The 18,225-nt window shown below is 67.7% G+C and carries 18 protein-coding genes; 9 read left to right on the forward strand and 9 right to left on the reverse strand.

Annotated elements, in window-relative coordinates; all coding sequences use genetic code 11:
* Positions 1 to 359 precede the first annotated feature (359 nt).
* Both ABIB58_RS12005 and ABIB58_RS12010 read left to right on the forward strand, forming a co-directional pair.
* Positions 360 to 5,231, forward strand: coding sequence for an NAD-glutamate dehydrogenase (locus ABIB58_RS12005; RefSeq protein WP_354041119.1), 4,872 nt, complete (start codon positions 360 to 362; stop codon positions 5,229 to 5,231).
* 73 nt (positions 5,232 to 5,304) lie between these two features.
* Entirely contained in the window at positions 5,305 to 5,772 is a 468-nt protein-coding gene (locus ABIB58_RS12010; RefSeq protein ID WP_017505361.1) for a universal stress protein, read from the forward strand.
* Here ABIB58_RS12010 and ABIB58_RS12015 read toward each other — a convergent pair.
* Entirely contained in the window at positions 5,769 to 6,236 is a 468-nt protein-coding gene (locus tag ABIB58_RS12015; RefSeq protein WP_265150613.1) for a MarR family winged helix-turn-helix transcriptional regulator, read from the reverse strand. The two genes, ABIB58_RS12010 and ABIB58_RS12015, sit on opposite strands and share 4 nt — an antisense overlap.
* Before the next feature lie 125 nt (positions 6,237 to 6,361).
* On the opposite strand from ABIB58_RS12015, the gene ABIB58_RS12020 reads away from it, so the two are divergent.
* Positions 6,362 to 6,781, forward strand: a complete 420-nt coding sequence (locus ABIB58_RS12020; RefSeq protein WP_320442876.1) for an organic hydroperoxide resistance protein — start codon at positions 6,362 to 6,364, stop codon at positions 6,779 to 6,781.
* On the opposite strand, the gene ABIB58_RS12025 is transcribed toward ABIB58_RS12020, so the two are convergent.
* Complete coding sequence (locus tag ABIB58_RS12025; RefSeq protein WP_265150614.1) at positions 6,778 to 7,893, reverse strand: MltA domain-containing protein; 1,116 nt, start codon at positions 7,891 to 7,893, stop codon at positions 6,778 to 6,780. The two genes, ABIB58_RS12020 and ABIB58_RS12025, sit on opposite strands and share 4 nt — an antisense overlap.
* Complete coding sequence (gene timA / locus ABIB58_RS12030) at positions 7,893 to 8,531, reverse strand: TIM44-related membrane protein TimA (protein WP_039246722.1); 639 nt, start codon at positions 8,529 to 8,531, stop codon at positions 7,893 to 7,895. Before timA ends, ABIB58_RS12025 begins: the two co-directional genes overlap by 1 nt.
* Positions 8,532 to 8,729: 198 nt before the next feature.
* On the opposite strand from timA, the gene secB reads away from it, so the two are divergent.
* Positions 8,730 to 9,242, forward strand: a complete 513-nt coding sequence (gene secB / locus ABIB58_RS12035; RefSeq protein ID WP_017505358.1) for a protein-export chaperone SecB — start codon at positions 8,730 to 8,732, stop codon at positions 9,240 to 9,242.
* Positions 9,243 to 9,302: 60 nt separating this feature from the next.
* Positions 9,303 to 10,229: a DMT family transporter gene (locus tag ABIB58_RS12040; RefSeq protein WP_265150615.1), complete on the forward strand. Its 927-nt coding sequence runs from the start codon at positions 9,303 to 9,305 to the stop codon at positions 10,227 to 10,229.
* Positions 10,230 to 10,569: 340 nt separating this feature from the next.
* Here the strand turns inward: ABIB58_RS12040 and dut are convergent, their stop codons facing one another.
* Both dut and coaBC read right to left on the reverse strand, forming a co-directional pair.
* A complete protein-coding gene (dut, locus tag ABIB58_RS12045) occupies positions 10,570 to 11,025 on the reverse strand; it encodes a dUTP diphosphatase (protein ID WP_265150618.1) in 456 nt (151 codons plus the stop codon).
* Positions 11,022 to 12,251, reverse strand: coding sequence for a bifunctional phosphopantothenoylcysteine decarboxylase/phosphopantothenate--cysteine ligase CoaBC (coaBC, locus tag ABIB58_RS12050; RefSeq protein WP_354041124.1), 1,230 nt, complete (start codon positions 12,249 to 12,251; stop codon positions 11,022 to 11,024). The genes dut and coaBC overlap by 4 nt, the downstream gene beginning before the upstream one ends.
* Before the next feature lie 102 nt (positions 12,252 to 12,353).
* Here coaBC and ABIB58_RS12055 point away from each other — a divergent pair, with 102 nt between their 5' ends.
* Both ABIB58_RS12055 and ABIB58_RS12060 read left to right on the forward strand, forming a co-directional pair.
* Positions 12,354 to 12,866, forward strand: a complete 513-nt coding sequence (locus ABIB58_RS12055; protein WP_354041126.1) for an S-type pyocin family protein — start codon at positions 12,354 to 12,356, stop codon at positions 12,864 to 12,866.
* Positions 12,867 to 12,901: 35 nt separating this feature from the next.
* Positions 12,902 to 13,765 carry an HAD family hydrolase gene (locus tag ABIB58_RS12060; RefSeq protein WP_354041128.1) on the forward strand — a complete coding sequence of 288 codons (864 nt, stop codon included), beginning with the start codon at positions 12,902 to 12,904 and terminating at the stop codon, positions 13,763 to 13,765.
* Between the two features lie 10 nt (positions 13,766 to 13,775).
* Here the strand turns inward: ABIB58_RS12060 and ABIB58_RS12065 are convergent, their stop codons facing one another.
* Entirely contained in the window at positions 13,776 to 14,594 is an 819-nt protein-coding gene (locus tag ABIB58_RS12065) for a kinase (protein WP_265150624.1), read from the reverse strand.
* A 1-nt stretch (position 14,595) separates the two neighbouring features.
* Complete coding sequence (locus ABIB58_RS12070; RefSeq protein ID WP_039246732.1) at positions 14,596 to 14,916, reverse strand: 2Fe-2S iron-sulfur cluster-binding protein; 321 nt, start codon at positions 14,914 to 14,916, stop codon at positions 14,596 to 14,598.
* 87 nt (positions 14,917 to 15,003) lie between these two features.
* On the opposite strand from ABIB58_RS12070, the gene ABIB58_RS12075 reads away from it, so the two are divergent.
* Both ABIB58_RS12075 and ABIB58_RS12080 read left to right on the forward strand, forming a co-directional pair.
* Positions 15,004 to 15,225: a hypothetical protein gene (locus tag ABIB58_RS12075; protein WP_265150625.1), complete on the forward strand. Its 222-nt coding sequence runs from the start codon at positions 15,004 to 15,006 to the stop codon at positions 15,223 to 15,225.
* Positions 15,222 to 15,599, forward strand: coding sequence for a PIN domain-containing protein (locus tag ABIB58_RS12080; RefSeq protein WP_354041131.1), 378 nt, complete (start codon positions 15,222 to 15,224; stop codon positions 15,597 to 15,599). Before ABIB58_RS12075 ends, ABIB58_RS12080 begins: the two co-directional genes overlap by 4 nt.
* A 45-nt stretch (positions 15,600 to 15,644) precedes the next feature.
* Here ABIB58_RS12080 and ABIB58_RS12085 read toward each other — a convergent pair whose 3' ends face one another.
* Both ABIB58_RS12085 and sdhA read right to left on the reverse strand, forming a co-directional pair.
* Complete coding sequence (locus ABIB58_RS12085) at positions 15,645 to 16,439, reverse strand: succinate dehydrogenase iron-sulfur subunit (RefSeq protein WP_017506650.1); 795 nt, start codon at positions 16,437 to 16,439, stop codon at positions 15,645 to 15,647.
* 1 nt (position 16,440) lies between these two features.
* Positions 16,441 to 18,225: a succinate dehydrogenase flavoprotein subunit gene (gene sdhA / locus ABIB58_RS12090; protein WP_039246736.1), complete on the reverse strand. Its 1,785-nt coding sequence runs from the start codon at positions 18,223 to 18,225 to the stop codon at positions 16,441 to 16,443.

Here is an 18,225-nt window from a genome sequence, read left to right on the forward strand (position 1 = left end):
TTGCTCGAGGCGCCAAAATGTCGCGAAAGATTCCGCCCGATGCGCTCTTGAACGCCGCAGGCGGCTTCCCATTTCCGATTTCGACGCTGCGGGACACTCCCCCTCCGAACCGCAGCGAAGCGAAGCCGGCGCCCTCCCCTCCCCTCCAGGCGCCGCTCGCGCAGGCCGCCGGACTCCCCCAGTCCGGCGGCTTTCTGCTTTGTGGCGCTGCACAATAATTCCAACCTGATCACTGATCATTACAATGAACGGTCGCCGGGGGCTTCCCGAGCGACCGGACCTGGCCTAGTCAGCGGGGGTGGCGCCCCGTCGCGCCGCATCCCTTGCGGCCCTGCCGCGTCGTTCGAGACTGCTCGTCCATGACCGCCCACGATCTGCGCCAACCCGTTCAGCCGATCACCAAGGCCGCGCTGGAGGCGGCCTTCGCCAAGATCGTGGGGACCGGGCCCGGCGCAGTCGAACAGACCTATCTGACTCAGGCGCACGAAGACTATTCCGCCGATGAGACGCCCGAGCTGAGCGGCGAGGATCTGGCCGCCCTGCTCGCCGCCTCCTGGACCGCCGCCAAGGCCTATCCTACCGACGCGGCCGCTCCCGCCATCACCGTCGGCCCGCTGCACGGCGCGTCGGAAAGGGTTCTGGATTACGATCTGGTGCGTATCGTCCAGTCCGACGCGCCCTTCCTGGTCGACAGCGTCATGGGCGCCCTGGCCGAGGCCGCCGTGTCCGTGCGCGCCCTGTTCCACCCGGTGGTCGAGCTGGACGGCCGGCGTCTGTCGATCATCATGCTGGTCATCGACAGCGTGCCGCAGGAGCGTCGCGACGCCCTGGGCGAAGGCCTGGCCCAGAGCCTGTCGGACGTCCACGCCGCCGTCGCCGATCACGACGCCATGACGTCCCTGATGCGCCAGGCCGTGCAGCGTCTGGAAGAGACCCCGCCCCCGGTCGATCCCGCCGTCCTGGCCGAGAACATCGCCTTCCTGAAATGGCTGAAGAGCGACCATTTCGTCTTCCTGGGCGCGCGCGACTACGACTATCCGCTGAACGCCGACGGCGACTATGAGGCCGAGGCGCCGCTGGGCCTGTCCACTGACGGCCTGGGCATCCTGGCCGACCCCGAGCGCACCGTGCTGCGCCGCGCGTCGGAACCCGCCGTCCTGACGCGCCAGATGCGCCGCCAGTTGGACCTCAGCGAACCGGTGACGGTGGCCAAGGCCAACGCCCGCTCGCGCGTCCATCGCCGCGCCTACATGGACTATGTCGGGGTCAAGCGTTACGGCCCGGACGGCAAGGCGACCGGCGAGACCCGTTTTGTCGGCCTGTTCACGTCGGAAGCCTACGACCAGCTGACGACCGAGGTGCCGTTGCTGCGTCGCAAGGTGGCCAACGCCCTGGCCCGCGCCGACAAGGCGCCCGGCAGCCACAACGAAAAACGCCTCAAGAACATCCTTGAGAATTATCCGCGCGACGAGCTGTTCCAGGTCAGCGAGGACGAGCTGCTGTCCATCGCCCTGGGCATCCTTCACCTCTATGACCGGCCGCGCATCCGTCTGTTCTCGCGCCAGGATCCGTTCGACCGCTTCGTTTCGGTCCTGTGCTTCATCCCGCGCGAGAAGTTCGATTCCGCCGTGCGCGAACGCATCGGCCAGATCATCGCCCGCGCCTGGGGCGGCCGCATCTCGGCCTGGTATCCGGAGCTGTCCGACGCGCCCCTGGTGCGCATCCACTACATCATCGGCGTGGAGCCCGGCGCCCACCCGATCCCGGACGCCGCCCAGCTGGAAGCCGACGTCGCCGAGGCTGGTCGCGGCTGGGTCGATCGTTTCGAAGCCGCCCTGCGCCGCTCGGGCGTCGAGGAAGTCGCCGTCGGCCCGCTGAGCGCCCAATGGGCCCGCGCCTTCGGCGCCGCCTATCGCGATCGCTATGACGCCGATGAGGCCGCGACCGACCTGCAATATGTGAACCGGCTGAACGAGACCGGCCTGCCGGGCGAGGGCAAGGCCGTCGCCGTGCGCGCCTTCCGCACGCCGGACGACAGCCGTCTGCAGTTCCGCTTCAAGCTTTACCGTCGCGGCCCCGCCGTGCCCCTGTCCGATGTCCTGCCGATCCTGGCCGATATGGGTCTGAAGACGTTGGAGGAATACGGCTATCCGATCCGCCCGCATGGCGAAGAGGAGATCCACGTCCACGAGTTCCTGATGGAGGATCCCCGCGGCGAGGCGCTGGTCTTCGATGATGTGAAGGGCCCGTTCGAGGACGCCTTCGCCGCCGTATGGACCGGCCGCAATGAAAGCGACGGCTTCAACCGCCTGGTGATCGAACTGGGCGTGGAATGGCGCGACGCCGCCCTGATCCGCACTCTGGCCCACTATCGCCAGCAGACGGGTCTCGACCCCTCCCAGACGGTGCAGGAAGAGGCCCTGCGCGAATATCCCGACGTCGCCCGCGCCCTGTTGTCGCTGTTCAAGGCCAAGTTCGCGCCCCACTCTGACGTTTCTTTGGGCGGCTCCGCCGACGACCGCGCGCCGGCCGTCGCCGAGCTGGACGCCAAGATCGTCATCTTGCTGCAGGACGTGAAGAGCCTGGATCACGACCGGGCCTTGCGCCGCATCGCCGCCCTGATCGGCGCGATCAAGCGCACCAACTATTTCCAGCTGGACGCCGACGGTCAGCCCAAGCCGCACATCTCGATCAAGATCGCGTCGCGCGAGCTGGACGACCTGCCCCTGCCCAAACCCTATCGCGAGATCTTCGTATGGGCGCCGCACGTCGAGGGCGTGCACCTGCGCTTTGGTCCCGTCGCGCGCGGCGGTCTGCGCTGGTCGGACCGTCGCGACGATTTCCGCACCGAGGTGCTGGGCCTGGTCAAGGCGCAGCAGGTCAAGAACGCGGTCATCGTGCCGGTCGGCTCCAAGGGCGGCTTCTATCCCAAGCAACTGCCCCGTACGACGGACCGCGAGGCCATTCAGGGCGAGGCCATCCGCGCCTATCGCACCTTCCTGTCCGGGCTTCTGGACATCACCGACAACATCGCCGCCGACGGTTCGGTGACCCATCCGGCCAATGTCATCGCCTGGGAAGGCGACGACCCCTATCTGGTCGTGGCCGCCGACAAGGGCACGGCGACCTTCTCCGACATCGCCAACGGCGTCTCGGCCGCCTACGGCTTCTGGCTGGGCGACGCCTTCGCCTCGGGCGGCTCCATCGGCTATGACCACAAGGCCATGGGCATCACTGCGCGCGGCGCGTGGGAGGCGGTCAAGCGCCACTTCCGCGAAATGGGCAAGGACATCCAGACCCAGCCCTTCACCATGGTCGGCGTCGGCGACATGTCCGGCGACGTCTTCGGCAACGGCGTCCTTCTGTCCAAGGCGACGCGCCTGGTCGCCGCCTTCGATCACCGCGACATCTTCATTGATCCGAACCCGGATCATGTCTCGAGCTGGGTCGAGCGCAAGCGCCTGTTCGATCTGCCGCGCTCGTCTTGGCAGGACTATGACAAGGCCCTGATCTCGGAGGGCGGCGGCGTCTTCTCGCGCTCTGGCAAGTCGATCCAGCTGACACCCCAGATCAAGGCGGCCCTGGACATCGCCGAGGACGAACTGGACCCCGTCAGCTTGATCCGCGCCATTCTGAAGGCCCCGGTCGAACTGCTCTATCTGGGCGGCATCGGCACCTATGTGAAATCGGCGGCGGAAACCGACGCCCAGGTCGGGGACAAGGGCACCGACGCCCTGCGCATCAACGCCGACGAACTGCGGGTCAAGGTGGTGGGCGAGGGCGCAAACCTCGGCTTCACCCAGGCGGGGCGCATCGCCTTCGGCCAGGCCGGCGGCCGGATCAACACCGACGCCATCGACAACTCCGCCGGGGTCGACACCTCCGACCACGAGGTCAACATCAAGATCCTGGTCGGTTCGGCCGTGACCAACGGCGTCCTGCCGGCCGAGGAGCGTACGCCGCTTCTGGCCTCCATGACCGACGAGGTCGGCCTCAAGGTGCTGGCCCACAACTACGACCAGACCCTGGCCCTGACCCTGCAACAGGCCGAAGGCGTCGGCGCCCTGGACGCCCAGCAGCGGTTCATGCAGAGCCTGTCGGCGCGCGGCAAGCTGGACCGCAAGGTCGAGGGCCTGCCCAATGACGCCCGCGTCAAGGAGCTGATGACGGCGGGCATCCCGCTGGCCCGGCCCGAGCTGGCCGTTCTGATGGCCTACGCCAAGCTGGAGCTGTCGGACGGCATCGTCGCCTCGCAGGCGCCCGAGGATCCCTTCTTCGAACAGATCCTGGTCCGCTACTTCCCCGAGGCCCTGGCCCGGTTCGAACCGGAGATGAAGAGCCACCGTCTGCGGCGCGAGATCATCGCCACCGTCATGGCCAACGAAGTCGTCAACATGTGCGGCCCGACCTTCCCCGACCGCCTGCGCGGTTCGGCGGAATGCGACACCACCGCCCTGATCATCGCCTTCGAGGCGGCGCGCCGTATCTTCCGTCTGGACGAAGCCTGGGACGCCGTTTCGGCCCTGGACCTGAAGATCTCGGCCGAGGCCCAGATCGCCCTCTATCAGGAAATCGCCGTCGTCCTGCGTCGCCAGACCTTCTGGTTGGCCCGCCGCGCCAAGGGCGGTCTGTCGGTCCAGGCTCTGATCGACCGCTACCGCCCGATCGCCGACGCCTTGCAGGCCGAGGGCGCGCCGGTCCTGTCGCGCTTCGAACAGGGGCGTCTGGATGCGCGCGTCAAACGCTTCGCCGACCACGGCGCGCCCGAGGATCTGACCCGCAGCATCGCCATCATGCGCCCCCTCGTCGCCGCCTCCGACATCGGGGATCTGGCGCAGGAAGCGAACTGGCCCGTCGCAGCCATGGCGCGCCTGTATCACCAGGTCGGCGCCGCCTTCGACTTCGACCGTCTGCGCGCCGCCGCCGGCTCCATTCCGTCTGCGGATCATTTTGATCGTCTCGCCGTCCGTCGTCTGATCGAGGATCTGATGAACGAGCAGGCGGCCCTGACCCGCGCCGTCGCCCGCGCCTCCGATCCGTCGGTCGGCGTCAGCGAGGATGCGGCCGAGGCCGCCGTGGACGCCTGGATCGGCTCCAAACAGGCGACGGTCGAGGGCGTGCGCGCCTCGGTGGACGAGATCGAACAGTCCGGCTCGGGCTGGACCTTCGCCAAACTGACGATCGCCAACGCGACGATCCGCGATCTGGCGACGGCGGCCGTGAATGGCTGAGCAGCGGGTCTTCGCTTGACGAAGCCGTCGTCTCACGGCCTCTTCAGCCGCTGATCAGGCTGGGGAGGCCGCAATGCCGAGAAAGTTCCTCGTCGTCGTCGACGACAGTCCGGAGTTCGAGGCCGCCCTGCGGTTCGCCTCGCGCCGGGCGAAATCGACGGGCGGGCGCGTGGTTATGCTGCGCGTCCTGCCGACCGACAGCGACGCCCACTGGTCGGGCGTGCGCGAGGAAATCGAACGCCAGCAGCGCCAGGAGGCGGAAATCCTGCTCAACCGCCTGGGCGAGGAGGCGCAGACCCGCTCCGGCGCCGCGCCGGTCTTCCTGATCGAGAAGGGCGAGGCCCAGGCCGCGATCAAGAAGGTCGTCGCCGCCGATCCCGACATCAAGATCCTGGTCCTGGCCGCCGGAACCAGCTCGCGCGGCCCCGGCCCGCTGGTCTCGGCCATCATTAAACAAGGCGCGCAGATCGGCGGCCGCAAACTGCCCGTCACCATCGTCCCCGGCGAACTGACCGAAGACGAGATCGAAGACCTGGCCTAGCCCTCGGCCGGCGACTGGGCGGCCCGCAGCTTGTCGCGCAGCGCCCCCAGGCCTTGGCGCAGGTGGGTCAAGGCTTCGGGCGTCATCTCGGTGGCGTCCAATACCGATTGCGGCAGGCACGCGGCCTCGACAGCCAACGCCCGTCCTGCGTCGGTCAGGCTGACGCGCACCACCCGCTCATCCGCCTTGTCGCGGGCGCGCGTCACCAGCCCGGCCGCCTCCAGTCGTTTGATAAGCGGGGTCAGGGTGTTGGATTCCAGAAACAACTGCTCGCCCAGCCGGCCGACCGTCTGTTCGTCCTCACGCCAGAGCAGGGCCATGGCCAGGAACTGCGGATAGGTCAGGCCCATCCGGTCCAGCAGAGGCTTGTAGAACCGATTGAACGCCAGGTTTGCCGAATAGGCGGCGAAGCACAGCATGTCATCGACGGCCATGGCGGCGGGGGAGCGGGCGGGTGAGGTCATAGGCAGATAATAATCGCACGCGATACAATCGCAAGCTTGACGCCTCCAGCTCTACTCACTAAATTACATCACGCGATTAAATCGCGCACGATATTGATGATCTCCCGGAGCTGATCCCCATGTCCATCAACACCCTGTACCGCACCACCGCCGTCGCAACGGGCGGCCGCGACGGCCGCGCCGCCACCACCGACGGCGCTCTGGATGTCGCCCTGGGCACGCCCAAGGAGCTGGGCGGCGCCGGCGTCGGCAACAACCCCGAACAGCTGTTCGCGGCCGGCTACGCGGCCTGCTTCCTCGGCGCCATGAAGTTCGTCGCCTCTCAGGGCGGTCACGCCAAGGTGCCTGCCGACGCCGCCGTCAACGCCACGGTCGGCATCGGTCCGCGCAGCGACAAGGGCTTCGGCCTGGAGGTGGCGCTGGAGGTCAGCCTGCCTGGCGTGGATCGCGCCGAGGCCGAAGCCCTTGTCGCCGAGGCGGATACCGTCTGCCCCTATTCGCACGCCACGCGGGGCAATATCGCGGTGACCCTGACCGTCGCCTAACCCTTCGGGACCAGGCGCCACATCTGCAAGGGGTGGCGCACGGTCCCGGCCTCGGCCCCCGCGCGGTCGCCGCGACCCATATAGAGGTCGGCGCGCACCGGTCCGCGAATGGCTGATCCTGTATCCAGCGCCATGGCCAGACCGCGATAGCTGGCCGTGGCGCCGCGCAGATTGCCCCCGTCGGCCTCCAGCCAGACCAGTTCGCCATAACGCCAGTGGGCCGGGTCGACCGCGATGGCTCGCCGCTCGGTCAGGGGCACGCCCGCCGCCCCCGCCGGGTGGCCGTCATCGTCCGGGTCCAGCCGGAAGAAGATGTAGCGCGGGTTCAGCGCCATGACCGCCTGCGCCTCATAGCCGCGGTGGCTGGCCAGCCAGTCCCGGATCGCATCGCCGGAGGTGCCGTTCTGCGGCAACAATCCCTGCTGCGCCATCGGTCGGGCGATGCCCACGAACGGCTTGCCGTTGTCGGCGGCATAGGCGGCGCGGCCGCGCGTGCCGTCCTCGAACGTCAGATAGCCCGACCCCTGGATCTGCAGAAAGAACAGGTCCTCGGCCCGCATCCAGGCCAGGGCCTGCTCAGGCCGTGCGGCGGATTCGATATAGGTCCGGTCGCCGGCCGCGCGTGGATTGGCGGGCTTGGGCAGGACGGGGGCCGAGAACTCGGCGTCCGGCCGTCGCCGTGCCGGATATTCGGGGGCGAAATAGGAGGTCAGCAGGCCCGGTCGCCCGTCCGGCGTCTGAGCCGGGATCGCGCTGAAGCTGGCCTCGAAGAAGGCGCGCGCCTGCGACGGCGTGATCGTCATTGTCGTCGCCATGGCCTTGGCGCGTCCGCAGACCCGGCGTGCGGCCTCTTCACGCGCCGCGCCGCACCCGTCCACATAGGCCCGGAAGGCGGCCAGATGGTCCTCCTGGCTCCAGCCCGGCAGCACGGCGGGGCTCAGGGCGTCGGACGGCGCGGGAGGCGGTGTCGGGTTCGGCGAAGGCGTATAGGGTATCGGCCCCGTCTGCGGCCCTGTCGCCCCAGTCGGCGTCATCGGCCCGGTCGAACAGGCGGCGACAGCCAGGGCGGCCGTCAGCGTCGCCAGTCCGCCCGACCGGCCGCGAACCGCCATCAGGCGTTGGCCGGCTCGACGCGCGCCAGCACCCAGTTCGGGTCCGTCGCGCCCAGGGTGCGTTCGAACGTCCAGTGTTCGGCCGTGCGGCGTTCCTCGACCAGCGGCTCGCCCGTCGTCGCGTCCGCCGTTTCGCCAGAAGCCTTGGTCACCCGGCTGCGCAGTTCGGCCAGGAACCGCACCTTGGCCACGGCCTTGTCGCCCTCGGCGACCGCGCCTTCCAGATCAGCCCGGGGCGGATACAGGAACTCGACGGTCTCGGTCTCGCCACGCGTCTCGCGCGCCGCGATGCCGGTCTCGAACGAGGCGAAGACGTTCGGCTTCAGCAACGGCTTCAGCGCGGCCCGGTCGCCGGCGGCGTAGCCGCGAACGATGGTTTCATAGGCCTGGCGCGCGCCGTCCAGGAAACGGGCCGGGTCGAACGCCGGATCGCGCGCCTTCAGGCTGGCGATCGAGGCCAGGGTCGCCGGGTCGATCGCCGCGACTTTGGGCGTTTCGGCCTGGGCCGGGCCGGGCGGCGCGATCTTGGCGTCTTCCTGCGGCTGACGGCCCACCCGCTTGCCCAGCACATTGTAGAGCTGGAACAGCACGAAGGCTGCGATGAAGGCGAAGACGACGACCTGGAACTGAACCGGCATGTTCAAGAGGAGATTCCTGTAGCGAACGACGGGTGCGCCAAACACTTAGTCTGGCGTGATTACGGGCTCATATAGGGTGAGGCAAGGCGAAGCGCGCCCCCAATCGCGTGCGCGACGTTGCGGCCAAGCGTCCCGGCATGGTAGTCGCGGCGCCTCATTCCGGCCTCATCGGCCCCAAACTGCGCCAAAGACCGTTTCATGACCGACGCCGCTCCTCCCGCCGAACAGCCCCAGCAAGGCGACGCCCAACAGGGCCAGCCCGCCGGTCCCGGCTTCCGCATCCTGGCGCAATACGTCCGCGACTTCTCGTTCGAGAACCCGCGCGCCCCGGAATCCCTGCGCATCGACGGTAAGCCCGCCATCGACCTGGGCGTTGAAATGGCCGCCCAAGGCCGCCCCGACGGCCTGTTCGAACTGGACCTGAAGCTGTCGATCAAGGCGACGCACGAGAACCAGCCCGTCTTCCACGTCGAACTGGTCTATGGCGGCCTGTTCCAGCTGGCCAACGTCCAGGAGCAGGACATCGAGCCCCTGCTGCTGATCGAATGCCCGCGCTACCTGTTCCCGTTCGCGCGCGAGATCATCTCGGGCGCTACGGCCGACGGCGGCTTCTATCCCCCGTTCCAGCTGGATCCCATCGACTTCGCGGCCATCTACATCGCGCGCCAGCAGCAGATCGCCCAGCAGCCGGTCGAAACCGGCCAGGCGTAAGCCGCACGACGGCCAGGCGCCTCTGGCGTTCCGGCCGCATCGAAAGGCGCGGATAGAGTAGTGACGGCGACGGCCAAGTCAGGCGAGGATATTGCGCGCGGCATCGCCCTGCGCATCGCGGCGGCCGGCTGTTTCTCGATCATGGCGGCGTTGCTGAAACTGGCGTCGCTGGACGGCGTCGTCGCGCCCGAGATGCTGTTTTACCGCGCCTTCTTCGGCCTGCCGGTCGTCTTGGCCTGGGTGCTGACCCAGCCGGGCGGTTTGTCGGGTCTGAAAACGCGCCGTCCCCTGGCCCATCTCGGGCGCAGCGCCCTGGGCATCGTCTCGATCCTGTGTGTGTTCCAGACCCTGACCCTGCTCCCCCTGGCCGACGCCACGACCCTCAGCTTCACCGCCCCCATCTTCGCCACCCTCTTGTCCTTCCTGATCCTGAAGGAGGCGGTCGGCCCGCGTCGCTGGGCCGCCGTCGCCGTCGGCTTCATCGGCGTGCTGATCGTCATGCGGCCGGGCTCGACCGATCAAGCCGTGCCGATGGAGGGGATCGCCTTCGGCCTGGTCGCCGCCCTGCTGACGGCCGGCGTGACCGTCACCCTGCGCCAGCTGCGCGACACCGAACACGTCGCCGCCATCGTCTTCTGGTTCTTCGTCGGCTCGTCGGTCGTGGGGGCGATCCTGCTGCCCTTCGTCGGCCACTGGCACGCGCCTGCAACCTTCGCCCTGCTGATCGGATCGGGCATCGCCGGCGGCCTGGCCCAGCTGTTCATGACCGCCTCGCTGCAAAAGGCCCCGGTCGCCGTGGTCGCGCCCTTCGACTATCTCCAGATCGTCGGCGCCATCGTCTTCGGCTGGTGGCTGATGGCCGTGACGCCCACCCTCACCACCCTGGCCGGCGCCGCCCTGATCGCCAGCAGCGGTCTCTACACCGCCTGGCGCGAACATATCCGCCGCAAGGCCAGCCTCATCCAGCCGACCGCGCCGCTGGTTTAGTCGCCAGGAATTTAGTTCGGACTGTCTAGCCAGATTTGGAAAATGAACACTTTTGGCTCGAGAGAGACTGCATCCAGCATCCATTCAACCCGCTCTCTGGCCAAGCGTCGGCGTTCCTCGGTAGGTTGATCGTACGCGCCGTGATCGCCGTAGATGCTGAGATCTATCCGCGGAATTTCCCGATTTCCTGCGATCTCATAGATTTCAACAAGATCGATCCAACCCGCATCTGGTCCTAGCGTAGCCATAAACGCGATTAGAGCGTCTATACCCACACAACGATGCCCCTTGCCGCACGATGCAGCAGCGATAGCGTCTGACGGGCGTGTCACGGGGAGCTTTACCGCCCTGTTGATCCAAACCCGCCCGTCCCGCGCGCCGTCTCGTCCAGCGTCTCGACCTCGATCCAGTCGGCGCGTTCATGCCGGGCGATCACCAGCTGGGCGATGCGTTCGCCGCGGCGGATGACGAAGGGTTCGGCGCCGATGTTGGCCAGGATCACGCCGCACTCCCCACGATAGTCGCTGTCGATGGTGCCCGGCGCATTGGGGCAGATGATGCCGTGTTTCAAAGCCAGTCCCGAGCGCGCCCGCACCTGGGCCTCGCACCCCAGCGGCAGGGCGATCTTCAGCCCCGTGGGCACCAGCATCCGCTGACCCGGGGCCAGGGTCATCGGCTGATCCTCGGGCACGGCGGCGCGCAGGTCCATGCCCGCTGAACCGGCCGTCTCATAGGCGGGCAGGGGAAGGCCTTCGGAATGCGGCAGGCGCAGGATCTGGATCGGGGTCTCAGTCATTCGGGGGCCTTGAAATGATCGGCGATGCGGGCGGCGACAGCCCGGGCGATGGCGGTCTTGGACTGGCGCGGCCAGGTCTCGGTCCGATCGGCGGTGACCAGCAGCACGGCGTTGCCGTCCGATCCGAACACGTCGTCGGACACGTCGTTGCCCAGGATCCAGTCGCAGCCCTTTCGCGACAGCTTGGCGCGGGCATTGGCCTCCAGATCCGTCGTCTCGGCGGCGAAGCCGATGACCAGGGCCGGGCGGTTCGGCCCGGGCGCGGCGACGCCGGCCAGGATGTCGGGGTTCTCGATCAGGGCCAGGGTCGGCGGGCCGCCGGGTCCCTTCTTGATCTTGCCGCCGGCGATGGTGTCCACGCGCCAGTCGGCGACGGCGGCCGAAAGCACGGCGATGTCGGCGGGAAGGGCGCTCTGCGTCGCCGCCTGCATCTCCAGCGCGCTCTCGACATCGATCCGCGTCACGCCGGTCGGGGCAGCCAGCGCCGTCGGCCCCGACACCAGCGTCACCTCGGCCCCCAACTCGGCCAGGGCGGCGGCTATGGCGTAGCCCTGTTTGCCGCTGGAGCGATTGGTCAGGCCCCGCACCGGATCGATCGGTTCGAACGTCGGCCCGGCCGTAACCACGGCCTTGCGTCCCTCGAGCGGTCGTCCCGCCGCGCCGGCCAGCAACCCATCGATGGCCTCCAGGATCGCGGCGGGTTCAGCCATGCGCCCCGGCCCGTATTCGCCGCAGGCCATCTCGCCGTCGTCCGGCCCCACCACCGCCACGCCGTGGAAGCCCGGAAAGGCCTTCAACCGCTCCATATTGGCCTGGACCGCCGGATGCTCCCACATCCGCACATTCATCGCCGGAGCCAGCAGCACCCGCTTGTCCGTGGCGATCAGGGTCGTCGAGGCCAGGTCGTCGGCCAGGCCGTTCGCCGCCTTGGCGATCAGCCCCGCCGTCGCCGGCGCCACCACCACCAGATCGGCCCATCGCGACAGTTCGATATGGCCCATGCTGGTCTCGTCGTCCGGGTGGAACAGCCCTGACCGCACCGGATGGCCGCTCAGCGCCGCCAGCGACAGGGGTGTGACGAACTCGGCGCCGGATTCGGTCAGAAGGACCCGCGTCCGCCCGCCCGCCTTGGCGATCAGCCGCACCAGCTCCAGCGCCTTATAGGCCGCGATGCCGCCGCCCACGATCAGCAGGATCTTGCGGTTCGAAAGGGGGCAATTGTCCATGCCCCCGGTCTAGCCGCCGCGCGTGACGCCGTCGAGACGAGAACATTGCACGAACAATAAAGTTGTGCTTTCGTCGCGTACAGCGGGTATCTGGAGGGAAGAATGAGAACGCTGACGAGGGGAGGGGGCGCGCTGATTCTGTGCGGTCTGCTGGCGCTTGCCGGCTGCGACAACAGCTCGGCGGTCGAGACGCGGGATCGGACGGCGAGCGCCGAACCCGTCGCCCTGACGTCCATGCCGACGGCAAGTGAAGAGGCTGCGACGCCTCAGGAGAAGCCTGTTCTGACCGCCAATCGGCGCGAAACCGTCGACGCCAAGATCGCGCGTCTCTATGACCGCAACGGCGCAGACTTCGGCGCGCGCTCGGCCGAGGATTATCTGACGAAGGTCACGGCTTTCACGACAAAACCTCCGCGCGATGCCGAGACCGTCAAACGGCCCAATGGCGACACCCTGATCTATCAGGCCTCGACCAACACCTTCGCCGTCGTGGCCCGCAACGGCTCGCCGCGCACCATGTTCAAGCCGACGACGGGCGCCGACTACTGGGCCGAGCAGAAGGCGGCTGCGCCCACCTTCGGCCAGCGGCGCCAATCGACGGGCGCGGCGGGCTGATATAGAGGGCGGGTTCCACCAAGGATCTCGCCCCCATGTCCGATACGGCCGAACCCAAGACCCCGCTGCTGAAGACCGCCCTGATCTATGATTTCGACGGCACCCTGGCGCGCGGCAATATGCAGGAGGTGTCCTTCATCCCCTCCGTCGGCATGGGCATCGGCGCCTTCTGGGAAGAGGCCGAGCGCCTGACCAAGGACGCCGACGGCGACGGCATCCTGATGTACATGCAGCTGATGCTGCACCACGCGCGTCAGAACGGCGCCCCGGTGACGCGCGAGACCCTGCGCCAGCACGGCGAGGCCGTCGCCCTGTTCGAGGGGCTGAAGGATCTCAGCTGGTTCGACCGGATGAACGCCTTCGGGGCCAAATACGGGCTGGAGATCGAGCATTACATCATCTCCGCCGGGCTGGAGGAGATGATCGACGGCACGCCGATCCGCCCCGCCCTGACCCACGTCTTCGCCTCCCACTACGTCTATGACGACAAGGGCGAGGCCGCCTGGCCGGCGGTCGGCGTCAACTACACCACCAAGACCCAGTATTTGTTCCGCATCAACAAGGGCGTGAAGAACCACTGGGAGCACGAACGCATCAACCACTTCATCCCTGACGACGAGCGCGCCGTGCCCTTCGACCGGATGATCTTCATCGGCGACGGCGACACCGACGTGCCGACCATGAAGATGATGCACACCAAGGGCGGCTTTTCGATCGCCGTCTATGACCCGCGCTCGAACGAACGGGATCAGAAAAAGGTCTATTCCCTGATCTCGGAGGACCGGGTGAACTTCGTCGCCGCCGCCGACTATCGCGAGGGGTCGGCCCTGGACCTGATCGTCAAGGGGCTGGTGGGCCGCATCGCCATCAACGCCGGCTCCATGCCCGCCGACCTTTGACGCCCGTCGCCTAAACCGGCTGATCGGCGCTCGCCAAGCCGACGATCCGGCGCTGTCGATCCAGATCGACGATGACATCGGCGGCCACGCCGCCGTCCATCATGTGACGGCTCAGTCTTTCGTAGTGCTGGATGAAGACCGCCAAGGCCGCACGACGCTCAGGCGAGACGGTTTCCTGCCCCCTCAGCCCCGCCTCCTGCTCGCAGCGCCAGTCCAGCACGATATCGAACGCCGGCGCCTTCAGAAAAATCAGGGCTTCCAAACGCGCGCGCAGACCGGCGTAGGGCTGAGCCAGCGCCGCATTGACCGTCCTGCGCCATTCGCCTCCGACGTCCTGCCGGGCCTCCAGGATGTTGATCGGCGCAACCAGGTCCCCCTCGGCCTGCGGCGTCGCGCCGAGGCACCATCCCTCCAGCACGATGACCCGCGGCCGACCCTTCACGACAGGCCAGTCCGCCACGGCCGCGCGGTCGTCGGCCAGCTTGTCGAAACGCGGCAGAGGCGTCAGGTCGTCCGGCCCCACCGTCTGCAACCGATCCAGCAGACGGTTCAGAAGGTCCAGATCATGCGTCGCCGGCGGCCCGCGCGTGGCGAACAGCGGATGAACCCGCGCCGCCATGGCCGCCCGCTCCGCCTTCGTCAGATAGACGTCGTCCATCGACAGACTCGCCCCGCCGAACCGCTCGGCGACGGCCTTGGCCAGTGTCGATTTTCCCGACCCTTGCGATCCCGCGATCCCCAGGATCGGCGGCGGACCGTCCCGGCCCATCGCCTCGGCGCGCTGCTCGATCCATCGGCCGATCCTGTCGATCAGCCGCGCGTCGATCATCTCAGTGCTGGTTTTCCGGCAACCGCACGATCAGGCCGTTCAGCGCGTCCGACACCCGGATCTGGCACGACAGGCGGCTGTTCGGCTCGACCTCCTCGGCGAAGTCCAGCATCGACTCCTCCATCGCCGACGGCTTGCCCGTCGCCTCGCGCCAGGCCTCGTCGACATAAACATGGCAGGTGGCGCAGGCGCAGGCCCCGCCGCAGTCCGCGTCGATGCCCGGCACATTGTTGCGGATCGCGCCTTCCATGACGCTCAGCCCCGGCTTCACGTCGACGACGTGCTCGGTTCCGTCATGCTCGATATAGGTGATGCTGGCCATGCGCCGCTCTTATCAAGCCACGGCGGCGGCGCAAGGCCGTAAGTTGGCGCCAGCATCTCGATATGGCATCATCGACCGATGAATGACATGCGAAAGATCACCGCTATTTTGCCCACGCGCCTGCTCGCGGCCGCTCAGGATGCAACGGGCCAAGGCGTGACCGAAACCCTGCGCCGCGCGCTGGAAACCCTGACGCACGCGGACTGGAGCCGCCGCATGCTGGCTCTGGAAGGCCGCGCGCCCTTGCAGGTCGATCTGGACGACCTACGCCAGGACCGGACGCCAGGCGGATCGGACCGCACGGCTTGATCGCCGCCGACACCAGCGCGGTCCTGCACTTCCTGCACGGCTTCGACGGTCCGTCCCGCCCCGCCGTTCGCCAGGCGCTGCGCGACGAAAGGCTGGTGTTGCCGCCCCTCGTCCTGACGGAACTGCTGTCCGCCCCATCGCCCGAAAGCGATCTCGACGGTCTTCTGGCCGCGGCGCCGCTCGTGCCGGTAATCGACGGCTATTGGGAACGGGCGGCGCTCAATCGACGCACGCTTGCGATGCGGGGCCTCAAGGCGCGGCTGGCCGACGCCCTGATCGCCCAATCCTGCATCGATGCGGGAATCCCGTTGATCTCCGGCGATTCCGATTTTCGGCATTTCGCCGCCCATTGCGGGCTCAAGCTGGCGCAGTAGGGCGCAGAAAAAACCCCCGAAGCGCCGCTTCGGGGGTTTCTATAATCAGGCCGCCTTCTTGCGGCTCGGCGCGACCATCAGCTTCTTGGTCTCGGCGATGGCCTTGGCGGGGTTCAGACCCTTGGGGCAGACCTGGGCGCAGTTCATGATCGTGTGGCAACGATACAGTTTGAACGGGTCTTCCAGGTCGTCCAGACGCTTCTGGGTCGCGTCGTCGCGGCTGTCGGAAATCCAGCGATAGGATTGCAGCAGCGCCGCCGGGCCCAGGTATTCTTCCTGGTTCCACCAGTAGCTGGGGCACGAGGTCGAGCAGCAGGCGCACAGGATGCACTCGTACAGGCCGTCCAGCTTCTCGCGCTCGGCCGGGGTCTGCAGACGTTCCTTCTCGGGGTCCGGCTCATCCGATTGCAGATACGGCTGGATCGAGTCGTACTGGGCGTAGAACAGGCTCAGGTCCGTCACCAGGTCCTTGACCACCGGCTGGTGGGGCAGGGGGGAGATGGTGATGTTGCTGGACGCGCATTCGTCCCAGCCCTTGGTGCAGGCCAGGGCGTTGCGCCCGTCGATGTTCATCGAGCACGAGCCGCAGATGCCCTCGCGGCACGAGCGCCGGAACGACAGGGTCGGATCGATGGTGTTCTTGATGTGGATCAGGGCGTCCAGCAGCATCGGGCCGTGGTCGCCGGTCGGCACCTCGTAGGTGTCCCAGCGCGGATCGGCGTCGGTCTCCGGATCGTAGCGATAGACCTTGTAGGTCTTCACGTCCTTGGAGCCCGGCGCGGCCTTGTGGACCTTGCCGGTCGTCGGCTTGGAGCCTCGGGGGAGAGTCAGCTGGACCATCTTAGTAAACCCGCGCCTTCGGTTCGATATACGCGATGTCGTCGGACATGGTGTAGTTGTGGACCGGACGATAATCGATCTGGACCTGCTCGCCCGGACGCTTCCACGCCAGGGTGTGCTTCATCCAGTTGACGTCGTCGCGATCGGGATAGTCTTCGCGGGCGTGGGCGCCGCGCGATTCCGTGCGGTTCAGACCGCCCTCGATCGTCACCAGCGCCTGGGCGATCAGGTTGTCGTACTCCAGCGTCTCGACCAGGTCCGTATTCCAGATCAGGCCGCGATCGGTGGTCTTGATGTCGGCGCCGGCCGCCTCGATGGCGCGCAGCTTGTCGGTGCCCTGTTGCAGGGTCTCGCCGGTGCGGAACACCGCCGCATCGGCCTGCATCGCGCGCTGCATCGACAGACGCAGCTCGGCGGTCGGGGTCGAGCCGTCGGCGTAGCGGAAGCGGTCCAGGCGAGCCAGGTGCTGATCGGTCTGGCTCTTGGAGGCGGACGGCACGGCCGAGGCCTTGTCGACGACTTCACCGCAGCGCAGGCCGACGGCGCGGCCGAACACCACCAGGTCGGTCAGGGAGTTGGAGCCCAGGCGGTTGGCGCCGTGCACCGAAACGCACGCCGCCTCGCCCACGGCCATCAGGCCCGGCACCACGCTGTCGGGGTTGCCGTCGCGCAGCGTCAGGACTTCGCCGTGATAGTTCGTGGGGATGCCGCCCATGTTGTAGTGCACGGTCGGCAGGACCGGAATCGGCTCCTTGGTCACATCCACGCCGGCGAAGATCTTGGCCGACTCCGAAATGCCCGGCAGGCGCTGGTGCAGGATCTTCGGATCCAGGTGATCCAGGTGCAGGAAGATGTGGTCCTTGTTCGGACCCACACCACGGCCTTCACGGATTTCGATGGTCATGGAGCGCGAGACCATGTCGCGCGGCGCCAGGTCCTTCACGGTCGGCGCATAGCGCTCCATGAAGCGCTCGCCTTCCGAGTTGGTCAGATAACCGCCCTCGCCGCGCGCGCCCTCGGTGATCAGACAGCCGGCGCCATAGATGCCGGTCGGGTGGAACTGCACGAACTCCATGTCCTGCAACGGCAGGCCGGCGCGCAGCACCATCGCATTGCCGTCGCCGGTGCAGGTGTGGGCCGAGGTGGCGCTGAAATAGGCGCGGCCGTATCCGCCGGTCGCCAGAACCACCATCTTGGCGCGGAACTGGTGAAGCTGGCCGTTGTCGAGTTGCAGCGCCGTCACGCCGGTGCAGGCGCCGTCCTGCATGATCAGGTCCAGCGCGAAATATTCGACGAAGAACTTCACCTCGCGGCGCACCGACTGGCCGTACAGGGTGTGCAGGATGGCGTGACCGGTGCGGTCGGCGGCGGCGCAGGTGCGCTGCACCGGGCCTTCGCCGAAGTTGCGGGTCATGCCGCCGAAGGCGCGCTGATAGATCTTGCCTTCTTCGGTGCGGCTGAAGGGCACGCCCCAGTGTTCCAGCTCATAGACGGCCTTGGGCGCGTTACGGACCAGATATTCGATCGAGTCCTGGTCGCCCAGCCAGTCCGACCCCTTGACGGTGTCGTACATGTGCCACTGCCAGCTGTCCTCGCCCATGTTGCCGAGCGAGGCGGAGATGCCGCCCTGGGCCGCGACGGTATGCGAGCGGGTGGGGAAGACCTTGGTCACGCAGGCGACCTTCAGCCCCTGCTGGGCGGCGCCGAGCGCGGCGCGAAGGCCCGAGCCCCCGGCGCCGACGACGACGACGTCGTATTCGTGATCGATCAGTTCGTAAGCGGCCAT

This window comes from Brevundimonas sp. UYEF29, assembly GCF_040546195.1.
Taxonomy (GTDB): domain Bacteria; phylum Pseudomonadota; class Alphaproteobacteria; order Caulobacterales; family Caulobacteraceae; genus Brevundimonas; species Brevundimonas huaxiensis.